The sequence below is a fragment of the Niabella insulisoli genome (genome assembly GCF_039652435.2).
GTDB classification, from domain to species: Bacteria; Bacteroidota; Bacteroidia; order Chitinophagales; family Chitinophagaceae; genus Niabella; species Niabella insulamsoli.
Map to the genome: position 1 here is coordinate 1,904,127 of NZ_CP190246.1, position 25,194 is coordinate 1,929,320.

The window sequence follows — 25,194 nt, forward strand, 5'->3', positions numbered from 1 at the left end:
AGAGATCCTTCTTACGGCCACAAAAAAAGACCCACAACCAATCGGCTGTGAGTCTCTTTATTGTCCTTCTTGCTCCGTGATAAAAAAGCCACAAAAAGCGCGCCTGTTTTCTATTTCTTTAATTTGTCCTTGAATGCAGCCCGGAATTTATCCACTTTGGGACGGATAACGATCTTGCAATACGGATTTTTATTCTCGTTATTATTGAAATAACTCTGATGATAATCTTCGGCTGCATAAAATGCGCTGAAGGGTTTGATTTCAGTCACGATCGGGCTGTTGAAAGCGCCGCTTTTATCTAAAGCATTTTTGTAGTATACTGCTTTTTCCTTTTGATGATCATCGTGATAATAAATGCCACTGCGGTATTGTGTGCCCACATCGTTACCCTGGCGGTTGAGCGTTGTGGGGTCATGGGTTTTCCAAAAAATTTCCAACAGTTCATCAAATGAAACTTTCGAGGGGTCATAAACGATTTGTAAGGCTTCGGCAAAACCTGTGGTTCCTGACGACACCTGTTCGTAAGTAGGATTTTTTGTGTTACCATCGGTGTATCCGCTTGTCACTTTTTCAACACCATCCACCTCCTGAAAAATGGCTTCGGTGCACCAAAAACAGCCGTTCGCAAAGGTTGCTGTATCTTTTTTATTTTCCATATTTGAATTTTTAGGATCTGCCACGGCAAAGGTAACCGAGTCTAATTTAGAATTTTTCTTTTGAGCACAGGCAAAAAAGCTGGGCAGGGTTATTAAAAAAATGGGGATTAAAAACTTTGACATGCTATTCATGTAACAACTAACAACTGTTTTTGTGAAAAGTTGTAACGGGCGATGGTTACCAAAAGGCTTTGGCGTTGCGGCTTGCTTGTATCCGCAATTTTAACCGTATTTTTGCAGGCTTCCGAAGGAATATTAAGCATGAAACTATACCCCGAATCCGCGGCTGTCCAGTTAGAATTTGATAAGATAAAGGAACTCCTCGTTAATCATTGTCAGAGCCATTTTGCACAGGAAAAAGCGAGGGAGCTGCGCATCCATACCCATAAAAAATTTGTCGAAACAGATCTGCGCCAAACTCATGAGTTTAAACAGCTGATTTCGGCGGGCATTTATTTTCCGAATGATTATGTTTTAAATCTTGCAAAGGAGTTGAAATTGCTGTCGATTGCCGGCGCGGTGTTACAAGGTGAGGAGTTGATCCAGATTAGGAAGCTATCCGAGAGCATCGAGAAGATCTTTCGTTGGTTCAATGAAGAAAGAAAAGTGGCTTATCCCGGCTTGTTGGAGCTGGTCCAACATACCTATTATGAAAAGGAAATTGTAGCGTTGATCGATGAGGTAATCGACGATCAGGGCGCTGTGAAAGATGCGGCTTCCGACGCATTCAAAGATATCCGCCTCAACCTTTATCGCAAAAGAACCGAGCTGCGGCGTGTTTTTGATCGCATTATTTCCAAGTTAAATAAACAGGGGTATCTGGCGGAAATTGAAGAAAGCTTCATGAACGGCAGGAGAGTGGTGGCCATTTTCGCAGAGTTTAAGCGCGCAGTAAAAGGCGTGTTGCATGGCGAAAGCGACAGTCGCAAAACGACCTTTATCGAGCCCGAGGAAACTATGCCGCTCAATAACGAAATCGCTGATCTGGAAAACCAGGAACGCAAAGAAGTGTATCGGATCCTGCGGCAACTGACCGCCCGGCTTTCGGCCCATGCCGATCTGCTTCATATTTATCATGCTGTTTTGGGAGAATACGACTTTGCGCGGGCCAAAGCCCGTTTTGCCATCCAAATCAACGGCGAATACCCGGTGGTTCATGATAAAGCATTTGTGCAGCTGGTTCAGGCCTATCATCCGCTTTTGTATTTATATAATAAGAAGGCGGGCAAGGAAACGATTCCCGTTTCGATACAATTGGATGAAAGCCGGCGGATCCTGGTTATCAGCGGCCCCAATGCTGGTGGTAAAACTGTCACCATGAAAACCATCGGCCTGCTACAGATGATGTTGCAAAGTGGCCTGCTGGTCCCGGTGCACCCTTCGAGCGAGTTTGGAATTTTCAAGCAGCTCATGATTCATATTGGCGATACGCAAAGCCTCGAATTTGAGCTCAGTACCTATAGCAGCCACCTGATTCACATGAAGCACTTCATGGAGCATGCGAATGGTAAAACCCTTTTCTTTATTGACGAACTGGGCAGCGGAAGTGATCCGAACCTGGGCGGCGCTTTTGCCGAAGTGATTCTTTTAGAATTAATCAGAAAGCATTCATTTGGAGTGGTTACTACCCATTATCTAAATTTAAAGATAATGGCCGGGAAGACTTCGGGAATCGTCAATGGCGCCATGGCATTTGACGAGCAGAAACTGCAGCCGCAGTACCAGTTGATCGTGGGTAAACCGGGCAGCTCCTATACTTTTTCAATTGCCGAACGCATTGGGCTTGAAAAAAGGCTGATTGACAAAGCCCGCGCTCTGGTGGAGGACGATCAATACAAACTCGATAAACTACTGAACAGGACTGAGCAGGATCTGCGGGATATCGCCAAAAAAGACAAAGAGCTGGCGCAGCTGATCAGGGAAAATGAAAGGCTTCAAAAAGAAATGCAGCAGGTGATGGATAAAGAACGCCATCAGCAACAAGTGGCTGTTTTGCGCGAGCAGAATAAGATCAGCGAGCAGCGGATCGCTTACTTGAAAGATATGGAACGTAAGCTCAAGCAAATTACAATGGAATGGAAGAAGGAGGAGGACAAGCCAAAACTCATCAAGCAGATGGCTGCATTGCTTTTTAACCGGCCCGAAGGGAAAAAGGCCAGCAAAATGCAAAAAAAGATCGAAAGTAAATATCGTGAAGTCGGGGGCGAAATCAAAATAGGCGATAAGGTAAAGATGAAACGAAATCACCAGGTAGGCGAAGTGCTGGAAATAAAATCGAAAAGGGCTGTGGTGAAAATAGGTCTATTGCCGATGCAAGTGGAGCTCAACGATTTGGTCGTAGTGAAGGAAGCTGCTGTGCCTTCCAAATAAATGCTATTTAAAAATTTGAAATAAGTCAAACATGCAACAACACACCATCATTCATCACGTCTTCTTTTGGCTCAAAAACCCGGGGGCGGAAAACCGCAGTTTGCTCATTTCCGGATTGCAAACACTGGCAGCGATTCCGCAGGTGAAAAAATTACTGATCGGGCAGCCTGCTTCTACGGTTGAAAGGGAAGTTGTAGACAACAGTTTTCATGTTTCCGAATTAATGTATTTCGAAAGCGTGGCCGATCAGGATGCTTATCAAACCCATCCGGTACATCAGGAGTTTGTAGCGAAGTATAGCCATTTGTGGGAGCGGGTTGTGGTGTACGATATGGCGGTGGAGGCTGAATAGGCTACTTAAGAATCACCGTGCCGAGCTGTTCTGCAATTTCGCGCTCCATGTCTTTGAGAGAGCGATGAATAAAATGAAGCTCTGCAAATTTTTCAAATTTCTTATCCAGCTCCATATCCTGCTGGTTTTGCAGCAACATGCGCTTGATCTTTTTCAACTTCAGGTAGCGGATCGCAGAGATGATAATATCTTTGGTTTTATCTTCTGAGATTAATTTATATTGATTCAACTCTTCTTCATTTCCGTCGGCAACGGTTCTTACAAATGCGTCGTAGCCCTGTTGAAACAGGGAGGTCTGGTAGCCCATGTTCTGCCCCGCTTTATCGACCCATTTTTTACTTTCTTCATAAGGATGGTTAAGCAGGGAAATCACAAAGGTGCTTAAAGCTTTGTCTTCGTGATAAATAAAATATTTGTCGTTGAAAAGTTCAGGACGGCTTTTTAAAAGCTCCTTAACTGCGTGTACCAGAACCGATACTTCTTTGTCTTCGATATCCAGTTCATCAATTTCATTAAAAATATAATCAGCGATGAGTGTTTGGCCTTCCCAGGAGCGGTGGCCGTATTCCAGTAAAATGCGCGCCAGTTCGCGTTCCTGCAACTGGTCTTTAAACAACATATCAAATGTTGTATCATCAAAATTTCCGGCTTCGCCCTTTGCCGCCGTTTCCTTATCAGGCGTGGCCGCTGACAGTTTTCTTTCCTGAACGGTAAGACGATCTCTGATATATTTATTGACCAGCGCATTCAGGCCGGCTTCATCAATGCCCAACAGGTGGGAAGATTGCTTGATATAATCCTGTTGCTTGGTAAAATCTTCAACCTTATTAACCCTCGATATAGACTCGGCAATCTTGTTGACGAGTTCGGATTTTTTTACCGGGTCCGCGCCGATGTCTTTGAGCGACAATTCCAACTGAAAAAGAATAAAGTCTTTTTTATTCGTTTGAACGAAGGACGTAAAAGCTGAAGCGCCCACTTTGTTCACATAGCTGTCCGGGTCTTCCCCATCCGGGATGAGTACGAGTTTTACGTTGAGGCCTTCTTCCAGCGCCAGATCAAGCCCGCGCACGGCGGCTTTAACACCGGCGCTATCGCCGTCATAAATAATTGTGAGATTATTGGTGTATTTTTTTACGAGGCGCAGCTGATCGACCGTCAGCGAGGTGCCGCCCGAAGCAACGACATTTTCGATGCCTGCCTGGTGCAACGAAACAACATCCGTGTATCCTTCTACCAAAAGGCATTCGTCAGCTTTGTCGATCGCCGTTCGCGCAAAATAAGAGCCGTAAAGAATTTTACTTTTAACGTAGAGTTCGTTCTCGGGTGTATTGATATATTTCGGCGCTTTTTCGTTGGTCTTCAGGATGCGTGCGCCAAAGCCGATCACTTTGCCGCTGTTATTATGAATGGGAAAAATCACCCGCCCGCGGTAATTGTCCTGCAATTGCCCGCCGCGTTCGGCAATCAGCCCTGTTTTGAGAAGCAGTTCTTTATTGTATTGCCGGGTGAGCGCCTCATCGGTAAAAACCGTGCGGCCTTCCGGCGCGTAGCCCAACCGGAATTTCTCAATGATTCCTTCGCGAAACCCTCTTTCTTTAAAATAGCTCAAACCGATATCACGGCCTTCGTCGGTATGAAAAAGCTGGTCGATAAAAAACTTTTCAGCAAAACTGTTGATAATAAAAAGGCTGTCCGCAGTTTGAAATTGTTCTTTTTGTTCCTGGCTTACAAAGGTTTCTTCCACTTCAACACCATACTTGTTGGCCAGCCATTTCAGCGCCTCTACATAGTTATATTTTTCGTGCTCCATCACAAAGCTGATCGTGTTGCCGCTTTTGCCGCATCCGAAGCATTTATAAATTTCTTTCGATGGAGAAACGGTAAAAGAAGGCGTTTTCTCATTGTGAAAGGGGCAGTTGCCCAGGTAGTTGGCGCCTCTTTTTTTGAGCTTAACAAATTCGCCGATCACATCAATAATATCGATGCGGGAAAGAATTTCCTGTATGGTATTTTGAGAAATCAAGTCGGCTAAATTAAGAAATTTAACGGGTAACAAGAGTTGTAACGATCATTCATAGATTAAGATGAAAATATAAACTAGAGGAAAGGGCTAATATATTTATCATAAGAAAAATTGCCTTGCTGCGCATTTCATAACGGCATTTAATTTTTCCATCCGCGATGAATGAATAAAGTCTTTTTGAAAAAATGCATTGATAGGCCGCTCTTTTTTGCGGAGTCTTTTACAAGACAGGTGATTTCAAGCGGGCGTATACTTATTCCGACTTTCTTAAAGTTTTACTTTTGATAATTGTTTACCAATATCATGAAGTGCTTTCTCAAATTTCTTTTTTCTTAGGGCTGTGAGTTTTTTATTACCGTTTATATAATTGGCCATTAAAGGCTGCGGAACGCCAACTCTTCGGGAAAAGGCGGAGATGTTAATTTCAGGAATATCTTTCAGGGCTTTCTGTAGCGTCGTTTCTTTTCTTTTGGCCGTTTTAACGAAGCCTTCAAAACTCAGGTCCTCATCAATTTCCTCCCAGCGAATGCCTAAATTGTCGGTTTCAAAATCGTTGCGTTCTTTTGGCGACGCAAACTTCAGCTTTGGGTATGCATCAAACAACTCAAAGTACACGCTTCCGTTTTTAGTCTTTATATAGATGGCTTTGTCGTCAGTCCAAACTTTAATTACTTCAATTTTTGGCATAACTTATTTATTAAAAAAGAAATTCCATTGTCCAACAATAACAGACACATTTTCGATAATTACCTGTTTTGCAAGTCTGAGCTCTTTTGCCTTCAGGCCATAATTTTCAAGTAGTTCTACATGGGGCACCACTTGAAATTTAGCATACGTTTTGTGGCGCCCCTTTTCCTTGATGACATGTATATGAATAGGTTCGTGATCATTACTGTAGAACATGAACCTCAACCCAAAAAATATGAATACGGGTGGCATTACAGACTATCTCAAAGGTAATAAATTTATAACCAAAAAGTACGTTTCCTTTAGTAAATTAGAGTTGCTATTCCAGGTTTTTCAGGCGAATATTCCGGAAGTCGATCGGCTGGCCTTCACTTTGCAGCGCGATAAAACCGCTGGTAAGCGCTTTGCCGTCAATTATGTATTTGGGGTCGAAGCGATTGGCCACGCTGCCGCCAATACTTGGTTTTGAATATTGCAGTACCGTGTCGCCGTTGATGACATGCGTAATCAGCGAGTCAGCCAGCACGATCAACTCCGCTTTTACCCATTCGCCGGGCGGATAAGTTTTCGAGGAAGAGTTGAGGCAATGGCCGTTGTATTTTGTGCCCTGAAAAACGATTTCTGTGCCAGGGGAGCACATATTGCCTGTGGGCCTTGGGTTGCCGTCCGGCAAACCGGCTAAAAACTGCATCTCCACCGATATAGGCCAGTCCTGTTCTTTAGGCATAGTACGCGGGTCCTGCGAATGATACATCACGCCGCTGTTCAAAATCGTGTAGGAGGGTGCATCCTTGCGCCATTCGCCCGTGAAGCGATATTCTAATTGTAAATGGTATTTCGAGAACGGAGTTTTGTAATAGAGGTGTCCATATTTTTCGTTGAAAACATCATATCCGTCGTAGCGGACTTTAATCATGCCGTCTTCAACGCGAAAGGTGCGCGCGTAGTTATCACCGGTTTCATAATGATGGATTTTTACGATCCAGTCGTTGATATCTTTACCATTAAACAGCGAAATCCATTCGCCGCCGGTGTTTGACTTTTTTGCCGGCCGGGGCGAACAGGCTGCTATAAAAGCAAGCAAGGCCAGCCAACTGAAAACAGAAATTTTACGCATTCGAAGTGAAGTTTGCGGCAAAATAGTGCTTTTCATTCAAACGCCGCCGCCCGGAAAAACAAACGGCTATCGAAACTGAGTCGATAGCCGGATCAATTATCTGGTTTCAGTTATATATTATGCCGTTGGCGGCGTATCAAAACTCAGGCACACTTCCAGGTCGCGGGCCGAATAAGAAAGGCCATATTGCTTCAGCACATCATCCGGAACACCGTTCCATTGGTTCGGTTTGTTACCGGCGTAGCCCAGGTCTTTCACGCCAATTTCAGAAGTATAAAATCCGGTGGCTGTTAAATCACGCATCATAGAGAAAAACGCTACGCCCTGCGCCAGCGCTGCTTTTCCTTTGGCTCTTTCAGGATAGGCGATAAGGTCTACGATCTCAATCCGCTGCTGCTCGCTGCATTCTTTGAATGTTTTATCAAACTTTTTCAGGCAATACATATCCAGCCATCGAAGGCCGCCTCTCATGGGCACCTGGAATTTAGGCTGATCTTTCACTGTGAACTCAATAAACTCAGGCACTTTGGCATCGCTTGCGCTGCCGCTTATATCGTCTTTAGGAATGATAATATCTCCCAAAATGGTGATCGTCGCCATTTCATGTTCATTGAAAAAAGCAGGTAATTTTTGAACCGCTTCTTCATATTGTTGCTCGTCTTCGTAGCGGTGAACGCCCGGCTTCGCTTCTTTCGCCGTTGCTTCCTTTTTTTCTCCCGGCTTACAGCCTGTTGCTAAAGTTGCAGACGCCAGTGCGCCCGCAGCAATATATTTTAGAGATTCTCTACGTTTCATATTGATACAATTAATAGTTCATTGTTAATGGTTCATAGTAAACTTCAATTCGATGGTCTATGAAACTATGATCCATGAACCTGTTTACAAATTTTGCTTTTTCATTTCATCAATGATATATTCACTCGCTCTCATGCTAAGCGCCAGGATGGTCCAGGTGATATTTTTATCCGCCTGGGAAGTAAACTGGCTGCCGTCCACGCAAAACAGGTTATTACAATCATGCGCCTGGCTCCATTTATTCAAAGCCGAAGTTTTGGCGCTGTCGCCCATGCGCGCTGTGCCGGCTTCGTGAATGATATAGCCGGGTTTATCGAGGCCGTACTTATTTTCGGGAGTGCCATCATCGCCCCAGGTAATAACCGCGCCCATATTGTGCATGATTTCCCTGAAGGTCTCCTTCATGTGTTTCGCCTGCTTGATCTCGTAATCGCTTTGCGTCACATTAAACCGCAATACAGGAATACCATACTTATCAACCGTGTTCGGATCTATTTCACAATAGTTATGTTCGAACGCCACCGCTTCCCCGCGGCCGGCCATCCCAACGTTGGCGCCATAGAAGAAGCGCTGGTCTTCTTTCAGCGAAGCGCCATACCCGCCGGCTTCTTTTTGCTTTCCGTTCACGGCATATTTACCGTTGACGGATTGAATACCCATGCCAAAGCCGTAGGCGGGCTGTCCAAAGCCGCCCCAATATTCAATATGGTATCCGCGTGGAAAATCAAGCTTTTTGTTGTCGAGCCACCATGGCGTATATACGTGCATGCCGCCCACACCATCTTCGTTGTATCTTTTGCGGCCAAACAAATCAGGCAGATAGCCGCCCATTGCGGTGCCGTTGCTGTCCTGCAGATATTTGCCCACCACATTACTGCTGTTCGCCAATCCATTCGGGTGGCGCTGCGATTTTGAGTTTAACAGTAGCCTTGCTGTTTCGCAGGCGCTGGCTGCAAGGATCACCACGCGGCCTTCCACCTGGTATTCAAGCATATCAGCTTTATTGACGTACGATACGCCTGTGGCTTTGCCTTCGCTGTCAGTAAGCACTTCGCGCGCCATAGCATCGGCGATGACTTCCAGCTTGCCCGTTTTTAACGCGGGGTAAATCAACACATTTGAAGAAGAAAAATCTGCTTTTGCCATACTACAGTTCCTGCCACATTGCGCGCAGAAAAAGCAGGCGCCCCTTTCTTCATTGATGGTTTTGGTAAGAATAGAAAGCCGCGATGGAATAACCGGTACGTTCAATTTTTCAGCGCCCTTTTTAATAAAAAGTTCATGCAGGCGCGGCTTGGGCGGCGGCAGGAAGACGCCATCCGGCTCGTTGGGAATATTTTCCACGCTGCCGAAAATGCCTATCAGCCGGTCCACTTTATCATAATAGGGTTTGATATCGTCATAAGTGATCGGCCAGTCGGCGCCAATGCCATCGTGGCTGTAGCCCTTAAAATCTTTGGGCCCAAAACGCAGTGAAATCCGCCCCCAGTGATTGGTGCGTCCGCCCAGCATCCTGGCGCGAAACCATTCCCACTCGGTTCCGGCGGCGCGCGTGTACGGCTCGCCTTCCAGCTCCCAACCTCCATAACAGGCGTCGAGATCACCGAAAGGCCTGTATTTGGTGGCGCGTCCGCGCCTTGGAGAATCCCATGGATTTTTTAACTGATAAATTTCTTTTTGCGGATTGTACATCGGACCGGCTTCGAGCATGCAAACGCTTAAGCCTGCATTGGCCAGCACGTAGGCCGCCATGCCACCGCCAGCTCCCGAACCCACAATCACTACATCGTATTTTTTTGGCTGCTTTTTAATTTGTAAATCGGACATTGAGCAATGTTATTTTCGAGCGTTAAAGATACAATGATACAAAATATGATGTGAAATGTGCAAAATCTATTTTGCAAAATTTTGGCAAAATGCTCTGAATTCTTAAACTTTGGTAAACAATAAATAGTCAATGCGTAGCAGAGCTTCTTTATTTTTTGTATTCTTATTGATTATTGTTATTGCGGTGCTTGCTTATTTTCTAGGAAAAAGAAATGCGTCCGACTCGCTGGATAATGTAGTATTGAACGATGTGATCATACGCCAGATTGCGGAGTTGTCAACGCTTGAGGCAAGAGGCAATGCAACCATTAAAAGCAGCAATATATCTAACGATGGAAGTTTGAGCGATAGCTTTAAGAAATTTTTTTTAGAAAGGACATTTAACATTTCAGTACCTTACGTGGCGAAATTCGGCGTGAACCTGGGCGATCAAAAGGTAACGATAGAAGAAAAAAATAAGCAGGTGTATATTGTTTTGCCGGAACCGCAGTTGCTGAGTTATGAATTAAGGCTCGATCAAACAAACGCCGTGGCGAGAAAAGGCCTGCTCGAATCGGATAATGAAAGGCAGTATGACCGGTTAATGCAAAAGCTCTATGAACAATCGAAAGGACAATTGCAAGAGAATGCCGGTTATCGCCAGCGGGCCAAAGAAAAAATTATTAAAATACTCGGGGATTACTACAAACCGTTGGGCTTTGAAGTGGATGTGGCTTTTGTGGATGATTTGAAAAGTTCTGTGATAACGCCTCCCCGGCAATGACGACACAAAGAATGTTTAAATTGAAATATCTTATCTAATCAACTTGTATGCCATCTGAAACAAAGCTTCTTTTTTCCCCCTCAAAAGTGAAATCCGTTGCTGAGTTGCTACTCATCTCAAAAATGGGAACGGCATCGGACAATTAAAAAACAAAAGTATACTGATGAAAAAAAATCTTTTCAATTCGCGTAGAAATTTTATCAGAAACGCGGCTTTGGTAGGAGCCGGGGTAACCATCGTTCCCAGACATGTATTGGGCCGCGGGTATATTGCCCCCAGCGATAAGCTGAATATCGCCGGCATCGGCGCAGGTGGTAAAGGCGAAAGCGATATCGCCGAAATGGCCAAAAGCCCGCATGTGAACATCGTCGCGCTATGCGATGTCGACGACCGCCAGGCTGTCAATTCACGCAAGCGATTCCCGAAAGCTACTTATTATAAAGACTTCAGGGAAATGCTTTCCAAAGAAAAAAACAATATCGATGCGTGTACCATTAGTACACCGGATCATACCCATGCCGTGGCTACTTTGGCAGCCATGCAGCTGGGCAAACACGTATATACGCAGAAGCCTTTGACCCACGATATTTACGAAGCGCGTATCCTGGCGCAGGCTGCAAAAAAATATAAAGTAGTGACCCAAATGGGCAACCAGGGCGCGTCGGGCAACGGCGTAAGAGAATCAAAAGAGATTTGCGAGGCCGGCATGATCGGCGATGTTTATGAAGTGCACGCCTGGACCAACCGCCCTATCTGGCCGCAGGGCGTTCCTAAGCCTTCGGGCAATCATCCTATTCCTGACGGGCTCGACTGGAATTTATGGCAGGGAACCGCAAAGGCGGATGATTACAATCCCGCGTTTGTGCCTTTCAACTGGCGTGGTTTCTGGCCTTATGGAACGGGCGCTTTGGGGGATATGGCCTGTCATATCATGGACCCGATTTACCGCATCTTACCTATTCTTTATCCGGAATCAGCCGAGTGTAGCATCGCCAATCAATGGACGGGCATGAATCAGCCGGCAAATAATAATTTTAGCTGCCCCACGTCTTCGATCATTCACCTGGTGTATCCGAGAACAGATAAAAAAGGAAAAATCAATGTTTCCTGGTACGACGGAGGGCTTTTGCCACAGCGTCCTGAAGAATTGTTACCTGATGAAAGCATGGGCAACTGGGATGGAGGTTGTTTGTTTGTAGGAACCAAGGGTAAATTGCTGATGGATTGTTACGGAGCAAAACCCCGTTTACTGCCTACCAAACTTATGAAAGAAAAAACGCTTCCTAAACCAACGTTGAAGCGGGTTCCTGAAGGGCATTATTTACAATGGGTGAACGCGTGCCTCGCCGGATACGGCAAAGGCGAAACCAGTTCTCCATTCGAGTATGCCGGACCGTTTACTGAAAGTATCCTGATGGGTAACCTGGCGATCAGAAGTGCGATGTATATGGATCCGAGCGTTTCAGGTTGGGGTAAAGATCCGTTTACCGGCCGCAAGAAATTAATGTGGGATGCAGCAAATATGAAGATTACCAACTTCGATGTAGCCAACCAGTTTGTGAAGAGAGAATACAGGGAAGGCTGGGGCGAGTTGACTTTATAACTTGCTACACATTTGATATTGAAAAAGCTCCGGCCTGCGTCGGAGCTTTTATATTTTTTAAAAAAAGGACGGCAGGCCTCCTTTTATAATAAACTAAAACTTATCGGGTATATGAAACGGTGCCGGATGGATCCGCTTTTTTAATAGCCGCCGTCTTTTGCTTTGCTGGCGGTTGAATGGGAGACCTGGCTTCTATTGTTTCGGGCGCATCCAGCTGAGCTAAAGTAGGCGCAATTACGAGTGAAACGATAGACATTAACTTGATCAGGATATTCATGGAAGGGCCGGAAGTATCTTTAAGCGGATCGCCCACAGTATCGCCCGTTACGGAAGCCTTATAGGGCTCTGACTTTTTATAAAACATCTCACCATTGATCTCTACACCTTTCTCAAACGATTTTTTAGCATTATCCCAGGCGCCGCCCGAGTTGTTCTGAAACATACCCAACAATACGCCGCTAACAGTGGCACCAGCCAGGAATCCACCCAGCGCTTCTGCGCCCAAGCCCGGCATGAAGCCGATCACCAAAGGCGATATAATGGCGATAGTACCAGGAACAATCATTTTCTTGATAGAGGCTTCGGTGGAAATTTCCACACATTTATCATATTCAGGTTTCGCCGTCCCTTCCATAATCCCCGGAATTGTCCGGAACTGCCTTCTTACTTCCTCCACCATGGCCATAGCGGCTTCTCCAACCGCCCGGATCGCCAGGGAAGAAAACAGAAAGGGAATCATAGCGCCTACAAAAAGGCAAGCCAAAACGTTGGCTTTATAAATATCGATACCATCAATGCCGGCAACGCCCACAAAGGCGGCAAACAAGGCCAGCGCTGTTAGTGCGGCTGAGGCAATGGCAAATCCTTTTCCGGTAGCGGCGGTGGTATTTCCTACGGCGTCAAGCACGTCGGTTTTTTCACGCACTTCCTTGGGCAGTTCGCTCATTTCTGCAATACCGCCCGCATTGTCGGCGATAGGCCCGAAAGCGTCGATCGCAAGTTGCATCGCTGTTGTCGCCATCATGGCTGCAGCCGCGATAGCCACGCCATATAAGCCGGCGCATTCAAAGGAACCCCAGATACCACCGGCAAGAATGATTATCGGCAAAAAGGTAGATTCCATACCCATGGCCAGGCCGCCAATCACATTTGTCGCATGCCCGGTCGAAGATTTTTTAATGATCCGGTTCACGGGGCGCCTGCCCATCGCGGTATAATATTCGGTGACGATACTCATCAGCGCGCCCACAACCAGCCCCACGCCAATTGCGCCCAATACGCCGTATTTTGTGAAAACAACACCGCGCAACTCCATCTGCTCAGGCATCAGCCAGGTTACCAAACCCACCGAAGCAATGGCGGTCATGATCATGGACCCCCAATTGCCCATATTTAAAGCTCGTTGAACCGTTTCGGTACTGATAGCCGCAGTTTCACTGATTTTTACAAAAAGGGTTCCGATAATGGAAAACAGGATGCCTACCCCTGCTATCAACATGGGCAGGATGATCGGCGAAAAACCGTCTAAGCCGCCATCGGTACTAATGATATTAATCTGCTGTCCCAAAACAATGGTGGCCAAAACGGTTGCCACATAGGATCCAAAAAGATCGGCGCCCATCCCGGCCACGTCGCCCACATTGTCGCCCACATTATCGGCAATAGTAGCCGGGTTGCGCGGATCGTCTTCGGGAATGCCAGCTTCCACTTTTCCAACCAGGTCGGCGCCCACATCAGCGGCCTTGGTGTAGATGCCACCACCAACGCGCGCAAACAAGGCGATCGACTCTGCGCCCAGGGAAAAGCCGGTCAATACCTCGATGGTTTGAATCATTTCAGCCGAGTTGAGCGAAGCGCCCGGTGCGAAATATTGTTTGAAAATAATATATAAGCCTCCCAATCCTAACACCGCCATACCGGCCACGCCAACGCCCATAACGGCGCCGCCGCCAAAGGAAACATGGAGTGCTTTTTTGAGGCTGCTCCGGGCCGCATGAGCAGTGCGGACATTGGAAAGGGTGGCAGCGCGCATGCCGATATATCCGGCGAGCGCACTCAAGACAGCGCCAATAATAAAGGCTACGGAAATCAGCCAGTGGGAGTGAGGATTAGTCGTCGCCAACACAGCGAGTAAAATGCCTACGACAATGACAAAATAGGCCAAAATTTTCCACTCCGCTCTTAAGAAGGCCATAGCGCCTACGCTGATATAATTACTGATCTCTTTCATGCGGGGTGTACCAGCATCCTGTTTCGAAACCCACCTGAATTTAAAGTAAGTGTACAATAAGCCAATAACGGCCATCACGGGAACCAGATAAATGATGTGTTGCATAAAATTTAATAAATCCTGTCTTTTTGGCAAGGCTGCAAATATAAGCGAAGCAATTAAAATGTTGTGGTTTATTTCGATGCAAAAGACAGTTGGTTTCGATTAATTATTTTAGTGTTGAGCGCTGTTTTTGTTAGGTTTCGTTAAAGTAAATGCCGTTTTTGCTTAATCTCTGTAAAACCGGTTCGTAAATATCGGGAATTATTGGGATATGTACTCCCCGAACGCTAATTTTCTGACCCATGAGCAACCCCGTTGCGATGGCCAGCGGCAGGCCTACCGTTTTTGCCATTGCCGTATGTCCGTCCGGATCGCCTTTAACCACCAATTCAGATTTTCTCGAGCAAGATTGGCCGTCGCGCATGAAATCTATCTCATGCACCATCAATACCATGTCCCGATCGGTTGACGCCAGCGGTAACTGCGTTTCAAGCAGGTATTGCAAAAGGGCGCTGTTTGTATATCGCTCCAAGACGGGAAGCGGGGATGCCGCATTCAATCCAAGATATTTAAACAACCGCGCGACAAGTTGCTGCTCCGCACGGGGCACCATCCTTTCGATAAAAGTATCGAGGTTGGCGCTGCCGGTATAATTTAAAAATGTTTGATCCGCCCAGTCTTTAAGCTCCTGTCCGGGCGTAACTTCCAATGGCCGGTCGCTGGTGAATCCTGCAAGCACGAGGAAATGCCAGCCTTTGCAGAAGTCGGCATGCCGCAAGGTAGAACGGATAAAACTGTCGGCTGCTTCGAGGCCATAGAGCTTACTATAGGTAAGTGCATCGCGGTTGGGATAATAGACGTAGGTACCGACATTGGCTACCTCAATTTTTTCCGGGTTGTCGAAAATGCCCCTGTATGGGATTTCGATGGTTTTACCGTTTTTTCTGAATTGAGCCCCGGCCTTTCCTGCGTTCACAACGTTTGCCGGGTTCCATGTTATCTTATAATGCCAGGGATTGGTATCGCTTTCTGGCGCGATTAATCCGCCGCAGTGAGACATAAAGCTGCGAATAATGCCTCCCTCGCGCTGAATCTTGTGGATAAGCTGCATGGCGCTCATATGATCGATACCGGGGTCAAGCCCCATTTCACACAAGAACAGCAGCCCTTTTTCCTGCACCTGTTTTTCCAGCGACCGCAGTTTTTCATCCACATACGACGCGGTGAGCAGGTGTTTGCCAAAATGAAGACAGGCTTTTGCAACCTCGAAATGCAACTGCGCGGGAAGCATGGAAATGACCACTGTTGCCGACGCAATGGCTTCATTTCGTTGCGGCAGGTCGCTGATGTCGAAAGAACGCGCCGTCCCGTTAGGATGGTTATTAATTTTTGACCGGGCCAGCGCCAGGTTGCCGTCGATTACCGTTAGCTGCCAGTGATTTCGTTCGGCATCAGCCAACAGGCGGCTGATTAGGAAGGTGGCGGATTTACCGGCACCGAAAATGACAATATGTGGTTGATTTGACTGCAAGCTGAAATAAAAAAAGCTACCTTAAGGTAGCTTTAAATGTGTTCCCAAACAAATGCTTATTTCTTTTTCTTTGATTTTGTTTTTTTCGCCGGTGTGGACTTACTTACCTGGTCGGCAAGTTGAACCGCTTTATAGGCATTGACAATACCGCCATAAACCGAAAGCTGCGACATCGGCACATCGGGGCCGCCGCCGGGGTTGGCCACCGCGGCCGCCGGCTTGCTAACGCTGTTTTCGATAACTTCTTTTACCTGAACCGCGCTTAGTTGGGGATAATAACTCCTGATGAGTGCCGCTAATCCTGCTACTACGGGCGATGCCATACTGGTGCCCTGCAAATTAGCGTAGGTATTACCGCCGGGTACGGTAGCGTAGATCTTTACGCCCGGAGCAAAAACATCTACTTCTTTTTTTCCATAGTTTGAGAAACTGGCGGTTAATCCGCCGGCCTTAGCATCGCCGCTGGCGCCAACCGTGATCCAGTTCACCGGCCGCTTTCCGTCCAAAAATTTTGCCGAAGGGAAGTTAAATGCGGTATCCACGTTGGCTGCATCATTGCCCGCCGCGTGGACCATTAAAACATCATGATCGGCAGCATATTGAACCGCTTCATCCACCCATTTTTTTTCAGGCGAATAACCTTTTCCAAAGCTCATGTTGATGACTTTGGCGCCGTTGTCAACCGCGTAGCGCATGGCAAGGGCGATATCTTTATCATGCTCGTCGCCATCCGGAACCGCTCTCAGGCTCATCAGTTTCACGTTATCAGCAACGCCATCCATGCCCAGACCATTGTTGCGGGCTGCGCCAATAATGCCGGCCACATGCGTACCGTGCATGGCTGATTCATTATCCACCAAAACATTAGCATTGCCGTAAAACCTATCGTTAAAATCGCTGTAATTGTCGCCGACTACGTCATTGCGATAAGCTTTGGGCGCTTTTTCGCCGATAGTGGCTTTGTCCAGGTCTTTCTGCACTTCTTCGATCAGCATTTTGCTGGATATGTCGTTATTGTCATTGCCTTTACAAACACTCATGAGTATTTGCTTTACTTTGGCAGCCGATGCAGCGAGCGGTGTGTAGTTTTCAAGATCCGTGCAGTTATAGACGTCTTTCTTCAGGTCGCCCCTGATCACAGAGTCCCCTTCATGGATTACTTCCGCCATCAGTTTCATCATGTCAGCTTCCTGCGAATTGCCACTTGTTTTTCCAATGCCGGCTTTCGCGCGGCTCCACATTTTAAATGTTTCTTTGTCTGCAGCAGGAATCTCACTTTCATTTTTTCCTTCAAACCGGGATTTGTATTTCCAGTACACGCGGGCTTCCTCATAAGAATCTTTGGTTACCTGACGCTTGCCGTCTTTGCTGCCTAAAAAGTTCCATCCGTGGATATCATCGATATAACCGTTCTTGTCATCGTCGATGCCATTGCCGGGGATTTCCTTTTCATTTACCCACAAAACGGGTTTCAGGTCTTCATGCGTGGTGTCGATCCCGGAATCAATGATACCTACCACTACGGTGGAACTTTTCAGTCTTTTGGATTTCAGAAAATCATAGGCCTGGTCGAGGCTGATACCGTACAAACTGTCTTGTTGCAGATCCTTTAAATGCCATCCTTTAGGAACAGAGTCCTGTGCCGATGCCAGAGAGGAACCAAAAATGAATGCAACGCCTAAAGCACTAAGTAGTTTATTCATGCAAAACAAATTATTTTAATAATGAAACAAACTACAAAAATAGAGCTAACAGCTTAAAGATTATCATAAAATGATAAGCGGTAAAAAAGGCGGATAGATTGGAGGGCAAAGGCAGCGCGCCATAGGCCCTTTAACAGGCCATCCTCCCGCGTGCTCGGGCCGGTGTTTACGCGGCGGCGATCAGCCGATATCGAACCGGATCCCCTGTGCCAGTGGAAGGCGGGCGCTATAATTTATGGTGTTGGTCTGCCTTCTCATATAGTTTTTCCAGGCATCGCTGCCGCTTTCCCTGCCGCCGCCGGTTTCTTTTTCCCCGCCAAAAGCGCCGCCGATTTCTGCGCCGGACGTCCCGATATTGACGTTGGCGATGCCACAGTCGCTTCCTTCAGCCGAAAGAAACTGTTCTGCTTCCCGGAGATTATTCGTCATGATGGATGAAGAAAGGCCCTGTGGCACGCTGTTTTGTATCGCTATAGCTTCCTCAAGCGTATTGTAGCGCATCAGGTATAAAATGGGTGCAAAAGTTTCGGTCTGCACAATAGGCAAATCAAAAGCAACTTCGGCGATGCAGGGCTTTACATAACAACCGCTTTCAAATCCCGAGCCTTCGAGCGCGCCGCCTTCAACAATAAACTGCCCGCCCTGGCTGCGACAAGCCTCAATAGCGGCGTGATAGGCCTGCACCGCGGCTGCATCAATCAGCGGGCCCATATGTGTGTCAGGGTGCAGCGGATCGCCAATCTTTAGTTGTCCATAGGCTTTGACCAGCCGGTCTTTTACGGCCTCGTAAAGAGTTTCGTGAACGATCAACCTTCGGGTGCTGGTGCATCTTTGACCCGCCGTGCCCACAGCGCCAAAAGCGGCGGCCGGGATGGCAATCTGGAGATCGGCTTCGGGCGTAATGATGATGGCATTGTTACCGCCCAGTTCGAGCAGTTGTTTGCCCAGGCGCTGGCCCACGGTTGCGGCGACTGCCTTACCCATTTTTGTGGAACCGGTTGCCGATACGAGGGCGATGCGTTCATCGGCGGCCAGCCACTCGCCGGCGGTTTTATCGCCCGGCAGCAGGTTACAAACGCCTTCAGGTACTTCATTTTTTTCAAAAATTTCAGCCACCATTTTTTGGCAGGCAACGGCGCAAAGCGTTGTCTTTTCAGACGGCTTCCAGATGCAGACATTGCCGCAAACCCAGGCCAGCATCGCATTCCAGCTCCATACGGCCACAGGGAAATTAAAAGCTGATATAATGCCGACGATCCCCAAAGGGTGATACTGCTCATACATGCGATGGCCGGGCCTTTCGCTATGCATCGTTAATCCATGAAGCTGCCGGCTCAGCCCCACGGCAAAATCGCAGATGTCAATCATCTCCTGCACTTCGCCCCATCCTTCCTGCAGGCTTTTACCCATTTCATAAGATACAAGTTTACCCAGCTCGTCTTTTTTTTGCCGCAGTGCCTCGCCGATCTGCCGCACGATGTCGCCACGTTTAGGAGCGGGCCAGGTGCGCCAGATTGTAAAAGCTTCCTGCGCTTTCGCCACCACCTGCTGATATTGGGCCTCGCTGGCGCTAAAAACGGATCCGATCACCCGGCCATCGACGGGGGAAGCCGAAACAATTTTTTCGGTCTCTCCGGGGAACCAGTGGGTGCCCGTGCTGACGCCCGGGTTGTCTGTATGAAGATCGAGTGCTTTCAGAAAATTCATCGCTATCGGTATTGGTGCTTATAAAGGTATGTTTTTTTGATGGCTTGAAACCGGCTGCGGCGCCCGGCAGGAACGATAACGCCGAAAACCGCTGCGGGCACGGGTTTTAAAAAATATTGGTTGGCGATGTACGCAATACTGGCCAATGCCCTATCTTTGATTTTTAATGAAGCTTTCTACGCAACATTTGCTAGGCATTAAAGACCTCACTAAAGAGGATATCTCGCTTTTTCTGGACACGGCCACACAGTTTAAAGAAGTTTTACAGCGACCGGTTAAAAAAGTTCCCTCGTTAAGGGATGTCACCATTGTCAATCTGTTTTACGAAAATTCTACCCGGACCAGGATTTCCTTTGAGCTCGCGGAAAAAAGGCTTTCTGCCGATACCATCAACTTTACTGCCTCAGGTTCCTCCGTTTCAAAAGGGGAGACGCTTTTAGACACGGTCAACAATATTCTTTCGATGAAGGTGGACATGGTGGTCATGCGCCATAGCGCCAGTGGTGCGCCTCACTTTTTATCACAACATATTCCGGCGGCGATCGTGAATGCCGGCGATGGCGTTAATGAACATCCCACCCAGGGCCTGCTGGATGCCTTTTCCATCCGTGAAAAAATGGGGACCCTGAAGGGCACGAAAGTGGCGATCATTGGCGATATCGTCCATAGCCGGGTCGCTATGAGCAATATGTACCTGTTAAAAAAAATGGGCGCCGAAGTGACCGTCTGCGGCCCGCCCACGCTCATCCCCAAATATATTAAGGAAGCGTTTGGCGTCAACCTTAGTTATAATATTGAGGAAACGCTGAACTGGTGTGATGTGGCGAATGTTTTGAGAATTCAGCTCGAGCGGCAGAACCAGGTTTTATTTTCCTCGTTGAGAGAGTATAACCTGAGTTATGGTATCAGCCGGAAACTATTGGAAGGACTAAAGAAAGATGTGGTGATTATGCATCCGGGGCCGATCAACAGGGGGGTGGAGCTCGATAGTGATGTGGCCGACAGCGGACAATCGATTATATTGCAACAGGTAGAAAATGGGGTGGCCCTGAGGATGGCGGTGTTGTATTTGTTATCGAATAAGAATAATTGATTGGGGCAGGGTGAATAGTGATTGGTGAATGGTGAATGGTGAATAGTGAATAGTGAAGGGTGAATGGTGAATGGTGAATGGGGGATGCCATATGCACTACCAATAAACTGAGCGTAGCAATTTCGATGCTTTATGTTTATTGCTTGTCCAAAAAAAGTAGCGTCGGTAATTTTTCGTTTTAATTTTTAGTATGCCTGACAGAATTTGTCTTTTTCCCGGAACATTTGACCCGATGACCTTGGGTCATGAAGATATTATCAACCGCGCGATGCCGCTGTTTGATAAAATCGTGGTGGGCATTGGGTTTAATACCTCGAAGCAGCCCATGTTTTCGACCGCGCAGCGATTACAATGGATCAAAGATATTTATGGTGATACCGACCGGGTGGAAGGTGCGGTGTATGAGGGGTTGACCATCGACTTTTGCAGAACCATCGGGGCCCGGTTTATATTAAGAGGTATCAGGTATGTGAGCGATTTTGAGTATGAGAAAACGATTGCTGATGCCAATAGGGCGATGGACAAGGATATTGAAACTGTTTTTCTTACCGGGGAACCCAAATATACTTCGGTGGCATCCACCATCGTGCGCGATATTATCAAGAACGGGGGAGATGCAAGCCCTTTTCTTTCCCAGGTAATTTGTGATTCTTTGGCGGCCATGAACCCGCCGGCCTAATAGCGCCCCCCGCCGGATAAACTCCCTAACACATATGTGTATCCCGCGAAGCGAATAAACTTCTTCCAAATTGCAGCAGAATGTAAAAAGCGGCGGACAGCGCAATAAGCGCCGATAGCAGCAAGAGGCTACTATTGGTGTTCTCAAAAGCGTGATTGAGGCTTGAAAGCCGAAAGCCATTGATAATCCCTGTGAGCATGGTTGCGCTTGACAGGAAGGCGCCGTAAATAAAAAGCCGGGGCAAAAGCAATAAAACTGCCGCGCTCAATTCTATAACTCCTAACGCCACCCGTCCCCAGGGATCTACGCCCATTCGCAAATAATAAGTCATCGACTCGGCCGGCACCGTGTATATATAAAAAACCAAAAGCGTCGCCAGGACAGCACAAAACGCTACAATTCTAGCTGGTAGGAGGATCATGTTCGTCGGTTTTGAATTTATGGCTTTTTCCATACTTGTTTGATGGAACCCGAACCTTTTGGCTGGCAGATGGAATGGCAAAGTTCTTCAGAGGCACTACAACGGATTATATCTCATCATACGGGCAAATATCTGCCGGCCTGGCCGGGTAACCAAATACAAAAATAAGATCGCGTTGAAGAGCGAATCGTCAGTTATCCGACAATTGCCGCATTTTCTATTTTTTTCAGGTTCGGTACGAGGATCTGCCGGCGGTCCATGAACAGCAATCCTTCTTTTTCAAGCTGATTGATAGTAGAAGTGACAGTTTGCCGCGAGGCGCCAATCAGCCTTGCGATATCATCGTGTGTGAAAAAGTTGTCGCAGATATACCTGCGCTGATCCTTTGTTTCACCATGATTGAGGCACTGTCGGTACATAAAGCTCAACAGCCTCGAGCGCACATCATTATTCAACAGGTTGATTAACCTGAATTCGGCATCGCGGAGTTTATTGCCTACCATCTTGCTGAACGTTATAGCCAGTTGCGGCTTGCGTTGCAGAATGTTTTCAAAGTCCTCGATCTTGAAAGAGCAAAGGCATACATCGTTTTTATAGGCCTGTGCAAACTCTCCGTTCAGGTTGTTTCTTTCGAGGGTGAACTGCCCAAAGATTTCGCCGCGGCTGATGATTTCTTTAATCACCTCATCTCCGTCCTCTTTCACATAGCCAATCTTCACATATCCCTCTTTGACAAAATAAAGCCGGTTGTGAAGGTGCGAATCAAAGTAAATATAATCTCCCTTTTTTGCTTTCATGAAGCATTGCAGTACATTCAGCTCTTGCATGTCTTCGTCGCTAAGGGCCGACCATAAATGATAGTTCCGGATTAATAAGAATTTGTCATCGATTGTCATAGGTATCTAGTTTTCACGAAAATAACATTCAAGGTATTAAAAAAAAATCATTCCCTCAATTTTTTACGGAGCCAAAAAAGCCCGGCGTTTGCCGGGCCTAAAAATTACTGTATAGTTGCAAGACTCCCTATCTCGACGGATTTAAACGGGCTGTGCCACTAAAGGCTTCTTCAATTTGAAAAGTAATCGGTTGCTTGCGATAGGCCTTCACCTTTCTGCCATTTTGAATTGCGGGGCTCCAAGTTCCTGAAGCTTTGATGAGGCGCATCGCTTCTTCTTCCATGCCAAACCCATGGCTCGTTAAGGGTTTGATGGCACTGACCCGCCCATGGGTATCCACAATAAACTGGATGATCGTGGTGTAGTTGCCGGCAGTGGCGCCATTTTTAACAGCTACCGCGCCGTCGAGATTTTTTTCAAGGAAAGCGCGCCAGTTGCCGGGATAATGGGCGTCTTTCTCAACCCTCGTAAAAATGGGTTCCCTGTCTGCGGGCGCGGCGGCCGGCGTAGCGGTCGTTTCCTTTTTGGGTTGACTTGTGTTTTTACCGCGCATTACCTGGAAATGGACGGGCTGCAGGCGGTAAGACTTTACCGCAGTAGCACTTCCTGCTTTGTTATTGAGAGCGGGCCTCCATTTTTCTGATTTTTTTAAAACCCTGATTACTTCTGCCTCCATGCCGTAGCCTTCATTGGTGACAGGTGTAAAATCAGATAAGGAGCCATCCTCATTGATAGTAAACCGCACCATCACTTCATAAACGCCGGCAGGGGCGCCTTTTTCCGTTGCGATCTGTGGGTTCACATTACGCTCTAAAAAGGTGGTCCAGTTGCCCGGAAAGGCCGCCTCCACATCAAGTTTCGTCTCGCCTTCTTTCAATTTTCTTTTGGGCAACTCTTCGTCCGAATAGCCTACTACCGTAACCGTGTTCAGCTTTTGGTAGCGGCCCGTGCCTGTGACGTAATTGGCGGAAACCTGCCGAGCTTCCTGCACTACTTTTTTGTGATCAGCCGGCACCGTGTCCGCTCCGGATCGTGGGGAACGGTCGGCTACAACTGCCGGGCTAGCCTGCTGCGGCGCCACAGGAGCTAAGATCTGTGGAACAGCTGTCGCTACATCCTGAATGGTTTGCTGGTATTTGAAACCAAATAAGGCCAGCACCATAGTAGCGATGGGTAATACAATCAATTTTTTCAGCCACTGGTGGGCTGGCTTTTTAGGGGAGGTTAACATAGTAATTCTTCTTTTAAGTTGATTATGAAAAAAGGGATGGGTCAGCTTTTGCCGGCGGTAAGAAATAACCTGCTGAACCAGCAAAGTGGCATAGCTCATCGCATCATCGCCGGCTACGGCATTTTTATCAGCCAGGAATTCATGGATGGTTTTAATTTCCTTTCGATATAAATAAAAAAACGGATTACACCAGTACAGCGCCAGCACGATTTCGGTAAACATTAAATCCCAGCTATGGCGGCTTTTGATATGATAGAGCTCGTGTTTCAGTATTTGCCGGCCCTCTGTTGAATCGGGATCGGTATGCCGGTTCCAGAAGAGCCAGTTGAAAAAGCTGAAAGGCGCATCACGGTGGGAGGTGTTGATCCATTGTATATGTTTTAAACGGACAACCGTTGACTGTTTTCGGATGCGCAGGATGCGGGCAATGGCTCCTGCCAAACCCGCCAGCAACGCCACACAGACCAGGCTGTATAAAGCGCGGTATAGCACGGCAGTGTTCCAACCTGCTGTTTCGCTGCTTACAAAAACAGGCGCTGCCGTACTCACCAAAGCATAAACGGGGCTGTTATCTTCCGCTACTTCCACAGGAATTTTGATCAGCGGCAGGATCAGGCTAAGCAGCATAGCGGCCAGCAGGTAAAACCTGTTGTACTGGTGAAACCTTTCATTGCGCAGCCCGATATGATAATAACCATAAAGGATGCCCGAACAGGCGATCATCTGAAGGAGATAGTTGAGCATAGCCTTATTTTTTGTGTTGTTGTTTTTTTACCTGCTCGAGCAGCGCTTCCAGCTCTTCGACGCTCAGGTTTTTTTCCTGCACCATAAAAGAAACCACATTGCTGAACGACCCCTCAAAATATCCTTTCACCATTTGTTTAAAGGTCTTTTTGGAATAGGCTTCCTTGGTGACGGCGGCCACATACTGGTGTTGCCGGCCAAAAACATTCACGGTTACAAAATCTTTCTCTACGAGGATTTTTAAAATAGTGGCTACCGTGTTTTGATGGGGCTTGGGTTCGGGCATGCGCTCTACGATCTCCCGTAAAAACTGCGCTCCATAGGCCCAGAGGATTTGCATCAATTGTTCTTCGGATTTTGTAAGTTGTTTCATTCGCTAATTTTTATGTTTTTATGGGCTGAACGGAACTTATCAGGTATACAATTTTCATTCTGCTGCGGGATAAAAATGAAAGATTTTACAAGGAAGGTCTCATTCGTATATTTTTTTAATGGCGAGGTTTCACTGATTGCTCTTACCGGGCATTTTACCGTGCTGCTACATGCGGCTTCGCTTCGGATTCGTCCTGCTCACTGGTATTCCCCCCCGGTAGCAACGGCGCTTTTGAAAGCAAGTTAAAACTAAATATTTAGTTTAACAACTATTTATTTAGTTAAACGAAGACAAGCCCGTCAATGCCGGCTTCAAGTAGGGGGCAGGGTTTTTAAATTGCGGCCTGAT

Annotated in this window: 21 protein-coding genes; 6 read left to right on the forward strand and 15 right to left on the reverse strand. The window is 47.1% G+C overall.

Annotated features, from left to right (window positions below; all coding sequences use genetic code 11):
* Window positions 1-110: 110 nt before the first annotated feature.
* Window positions 111-656 (reverse strand): peptide-methionine (S)-S-oxide reductase MsrA, encoded by a 546-nt coding sequence (gene msrA / locus ABDK00_RS08110; RefSeq protein ID WP_346238552.1) that lies wholly within the window; start codon window positions 654-656, stop codon window positions 111-113.
* 261 nt (window positions 657-917) lie between these two features.
* Between msrA and ABDK00_RS08115 the strand changes: the two genes are divergently transcribed.
* On the forward strand, window positions 918-3,026 hold the full coding sequence (locus ABDK00_RS08115; protein ID WP_346238551.1) for an endonuclease MutS2: 2,109 nt from the start codon (window positions 918-920) through the stop codon (window positions 3,024-3,026).
* 31 nt (window positions 3,027-3,057) lie between these two features.
* Complete coding sequence (locus ABDK00_RS08120) at window positions 3,058-3,378, forward strand: Dabb family protein (RefSeq protein WP_346238550.1); 321 nt, start codon at window positions 3,058-3,060, stop codon at window positions 3,376-3,378.
* 1 nt (window position 3,379) lies between these two features.
* On the opposite strand, the gene dnaG is transcribed toward ABDK00_RS08120, so the two are convergent.
* The 6 genes from dnaG to ABDK00_RS08150 form a co-directional block, all read right to left on the reverse strand.
* Complete coding sequence (gene dnaG, locus ABDK00_RS08125; RefSeq protein WP_346238549.1) at window positions 3,380-5,404, reverse strand: DNA primase; 2,025 nt, start codon at window positions 5,402-5,404, stop codon at window positions 3,380-3,382.
* A gap of 267 nt (window positions 5,405-5,671) precedes the next feature.
* The gene (locus ABDK00_RS08130; RefSeq protein ID WP_346238548.1) at window positions 5,672-6,091 is read right to left on the reverse strand and encodes a DUF2442 domain-containing protein; all 420 of its coding nucleotides are present in this window, start codon (window positions 6,089-6,091) and stop codon (window positions 5,672-5,674) included.
* A 3-nt stretch (window positions 6,092-6,094) separates the two neighbouring features.
* The gene (locus tag ABDK00_RS08135; protein ID WP_346238547.1) at window positions 6,095-6,307 is read right to left on the reverse strand and encodes a DUF4160 domain-containing protein; all 213 of its coding nucleotides are present in this window, start codon (window positions 6,305-6,307) and stop codon (window positions 6,095-6,097) included.
* A 103-nt stretch (window positions 6,308-6,410) separates the two neighbouring features.
* Window positions 6,411-7,208 (reverse strand): DUF1080 domain-containing protein, encoded by a 798-nt coding sequence (locus ABDK00_RS08140; RefSeq protein ID WP_346238546.1) that lies wholly within the window; start codon window positions 7,206-7,208, stop codon window positions 6,411-6,413.
* Between the two features lie 117 nt (window positions 7,209-7,325).
* Complete coding sequence (locus tag ABDK00_RS08145) at window positions 7,326-8,003, reverse strand: gluconate 2-dehydrogenase subunit 3 family protein (protein ID WP_346238545.1); 678 nt, start codon at window positions 8,001-8,003, stop codon at window positions 7,326-7,328.
* 84 nt (window positions 8,004-8,087) lie between these two features.
* The gene (locus ABDK00_RS08150; protein WP_346238544.1) at window positions 8,088-9,830 is read right to left on the reverse strand and encodes a GMC family oxidoreductase; all 1,743 of its coding nucleotides are present in this window, start codon (window positions 9,828-9,830) and stop codon (window positions 8,088-8,090) included.
* 130 nt (window positions 9,831-9,960) lie between these two features.
* On the opposite strand from ABDK00_RS08150, the gene ABDK00_RS08155 reads away from it, so the two are divergent.
* Window positions 9,961-10,593: a DUF4230 domain-containing protein gene (locus ABDK00_RS08155; protein ID WP_346238543.1), complete on the forward strand. Its 633-nt coding sequence runs from the start codon at window positions 9,961-9,963 to the stop codon at window positions 10,591-10,593.
* A gap of 163 nt (window positions 10,594-10,756) precedes the next feature.
* The gene (locus ABDK00_RS08160; protein ID WP_346238542.1) at window positions 10,757-12,196 is read left to right on the forward strand and encodes a Gfo/Idh/MocA family oxidoreductase; all 1,440 of its coding nucleotides are present in this window, start codon (window positions 10,757-10,759) and stop codon (window positions 12,194-12,196) included.
* A gap of 100 nt (window positions 12,197-12,296) precedes the next feature.
* Here ABDK00_RS08160 and ABDK00_RS08165 read toward each other — a convergent pair whose 3' ends face one another.
* The 4 genes from ABDK00_RS08165 to amaB form a co-directional block, all read right to left on the reverse strand.
* A complete protein-coding gene (locus ABDK00_RS08165) occupies window positions 12,297-14,531 on the reverse strand; it encodes a sodium-translocating pyrophosphatase (RefSeq protein WP_346238541.1) in 2,235 nt (744 codons plus the stop codon).
* Between the two features lie 130 nt (window positions 14,532-14,661).
* The gene (locus ABDK00_RS08170; RefSeq protein WP_346238540.1) at window positions 14,662-15,999 is read right to left on the reverse strand and encodes a saccharopine dehydrogenase C-terminal domain-containing protein; all 1,338 of its coding nucleotides are present in this window, start codon (window positions 15,997-15,999) and stop codon (window positions 14,662-14,664) included.
* A gap of 56 nt (window positions 16,000-16,055) precedes the next feature.
* Entirely contained in the window at window positions 16,056-17,702 is a 1,647-nt protein-coding gene (locus ABDK00_RS08175) for a S8 family peptidase (protein ID WP_346238539.1), read from the reverse strand.
* A gap of 180 nt (window positions 17,703-17,882) precedes the next feature.
* Complete coding sequence (gene amaB / locus ABDK00_RS08180) at window positions 17,883-19,409, reverse strand: L-piperidine-6-carboxylate dehydrogenase (RefSeq protein ID WP_346238538.1); 1,527 nt, start codon at window positions 19,407-19,409, stop codon at window positions 17,883-17,885.
* A 166-nt stretch (window positions 19,410-19,575) separates the two neighbouring features.
* Between amaB and ABDK00_RS08185 the strand changes: the two genes are divergently transcribed.
* The gene (locus tag ABDK00_RS08185; RefSeq protein WP_346238537.1) at window positions 19,576-20,502 is read left to right on the forward strand and encodes an aspartate carbamoyltransferase catalytic subunit; all 927 of its coding nucleotides are present in this window, start codon (window positions 19,576-19,578) and stop codon (window positions 20,500-20,502) included.
* Window positions 20,503-20,692: 190 nt separating this feature from the next.
* Window positions 20,693-21,181, forward strand: a complete 489-nt coding sequence (gene coaD / locus ABDK00_RS08190) for a pantetheine-phosphate adenylyltransferase (RefSeq protein ID WP_346238536.1) — start codon at window positions 20,693-20,695, stop codon at window positions 21,179-21,181.
* 25 nt (window positions 21,182-21,206) lie between these two features.
* On the opposite strand, the gene ABDK00_RS08195 is transcribed toward coaD, so the two are convergent.
* The 4 genes from ABDK00_RS08195 to ABDK00_RS08210 all read right to left on the reverse strand — a co-directional run bounded on the left by ABDK00_RS08195 (window position 21,207) and on the right by ABDK00_RS08210 (window position 24,846).
* On the reverse strand, window positions 21,207-21,602 hold the full coding sequence (locus ABDK00_RS08195; RefSeq protein ID WP_346238535.1) for a hypothetical protein: 396 nt from the start codon (window positions 21,600-21,602) through the stop codon (window positions 21,207-21,209).
* Between the two features lie 194 nt (window positions 21,603-21,796).
* Entirely contained in the window at window positions 21,797-22,498 is a 702-nt protein-coding gene (locus tag ABDK00_RS08200) for a Crp/Fnr family transcriptional regulator (RefSeq protein WP_346238534.1), read from the reverse strand.
* Between the two features lie 127 nt (window positions 22,499-22,625).
* Entirely contained in the window at window positions 22,626-24,473 is a 1,848-nt protein-coding gene (locus ABDK00_RS08205) for a M56 family metallopeptidase (protein ID WP_346238533.1), read from the reverse strand.
* A 4-nt stretch (window positions 24,474-24,477) separates the two neighbouring features.
* The gene (locus tag ABDK00_RS08210) at window positions 24,478-24,846 is read right to left on the reverse strand and encodes a BlaI/MecI/CopY family transcriptional regulator (protein ID WP_346238532.1); all 369 of its coding nucleotides are present in this window, start codon (window positions 24,844-24,846) and stop codon (window positions 24,478-24,480) included.
* Between the last annotated feature and the right edge of the window lie 348 nt (window positions 24,847-25,194).

Excerpts from the sequence above, each read along its gene's own strand:
- msrA (WP_346238552.1), bottom strand. The coding sequence starts at position 656 with ATGGAAAATAAAAAAGATACAGCAACCTTTGCGAACGGCTGTTTTTGG.
- ABDK00_RS08115 (WP_346238551.1), top strand. The coding sequence starts at position 918 with ATGAAACTATACCCCGAATCCGCGGCTGTCCAGTTAGAATTTGATAAG.
- ABDK00_RS08120 (WP_346238550.1), top strand. The coding sequence starts at position 3,058 with ATGCAACAACACACCATCATTCATCACGTCTTCTTTTGGCTCAAAAAC.
- ABDK00_RS08130 (WP_346238548.1), bottom strand. The coding sequence starts at position 6,091 with ATGCCAAAAATTGAAGTAATTAAAGTTTGGACTGACGACAAAGCCATC.
- ABDK00_RS08135 (WP_346238547.1), bottom strand. The coding sequence starts at position 6,307 with ATGTTCTACAGTAATGATCACGAACCTATTCATATACATGTCATCAAG.
- ABDK00_RS08140 (WP_346238546.1), bottom strand. The coding sequence starts at position 7,208 with ATGCGTAAAATTTCTGTTTTCAGTTGGCTGGCCTTGCTTGCTTTTATA.
- ABDK00_RS08145 (WP_346238545.1), bottom strand. The coding sequence starts at position 8,003 with ATGAAACGTAGAGAATCTCTAAAATATATTGCTGCGGGCGCACTGGCG.
- ABDK00_RS08150 (WP_346238544.1), bottom strand. The coding sequence starts at position 9,830 with ATGTCCGATTTACAAATTAAAAAGCAGCCAAAAAAATACGATGTAGTG.
- ABDK00_RS08155 (WP_346238543.1), top strand. The coding sequence starts at position 9,961 with ATGCGTAGCAGAGCTTCTTTATTTTTTGTATTCTTATTGATTATTGTT.
- ABDK00_RS08160 (WP_346238542.1), top strand. The coding sequence starts at position 10,757 with ATGAAAAAAAATCTTTTCAATTCGCGTAGAAATTTTATCAGAAACGCG.
- ABDK00_RS08165 (WP_346238541.1), bottom strand. The coding sequence starts at position 14,531 with ATGCAACACATCATTTATCTGGTTCCCGTGATGGCCGTTATTGGCTTA.
- ABDK00_RS08175 (WP_346238539.1), bottom strand. The coding sequence starts at position 17,702 with ATGAATAAACTACTTAGTGCTTTAGGCGTTGCATTCATTTTTGGTTCC.
- amaB (WP_346238538.1), bottom strand. The coding sequence starts at position 19,409 with ATGAATTTTCTGAAAGCACTCGATCTTCATACAGACAACCCGGGCGTC.
- ABDK00_RS08185 (WP_346238537.1), top strand. The coding sequence starts at position 19,576 with ATGAAGCTTTCTACGCAACATTTGCTAGGCATTAAAGACCTCACTAAA.
- coaD (WP_346238536.1), top strand. The coding sequence starts at position 20,693 with ATGCCTGACAGAATTTGTCTTTTTCCCGGAACATTTGACCCGATGACC.
- ABDK00_RS08195 (WP_346238535.1), bottom strand. The coding sequence starts at position 21,602 with ATGATCCTCCTACCAGCTAGAATTGTAGCGTTTTGTGCTGTCCTGGCG.
- ABDK00_RS08200 (WP_346238534.1), bottom strand. The coding sequence starts at position 22,498 with ATGACAATCGATGACAAATTCTTATTAATCCGGAACTATCATTTATGG.
- ABDK00_RS08205 (WP_346238533.1), bottom strand. The coding sequence starts at position 24,473 with ATGCTCAACTATCTCCTTCAGATGATCGCCTGTTCGGGCATCCTTTAT.
- ABDK00_RS08210 (WP_346238532.1), bottom strand. The coding sequence starts at position 24,846 with ATGAAACAACTTACAAAATCCGAAGAACAATTGATGCAAATCCTCTGG.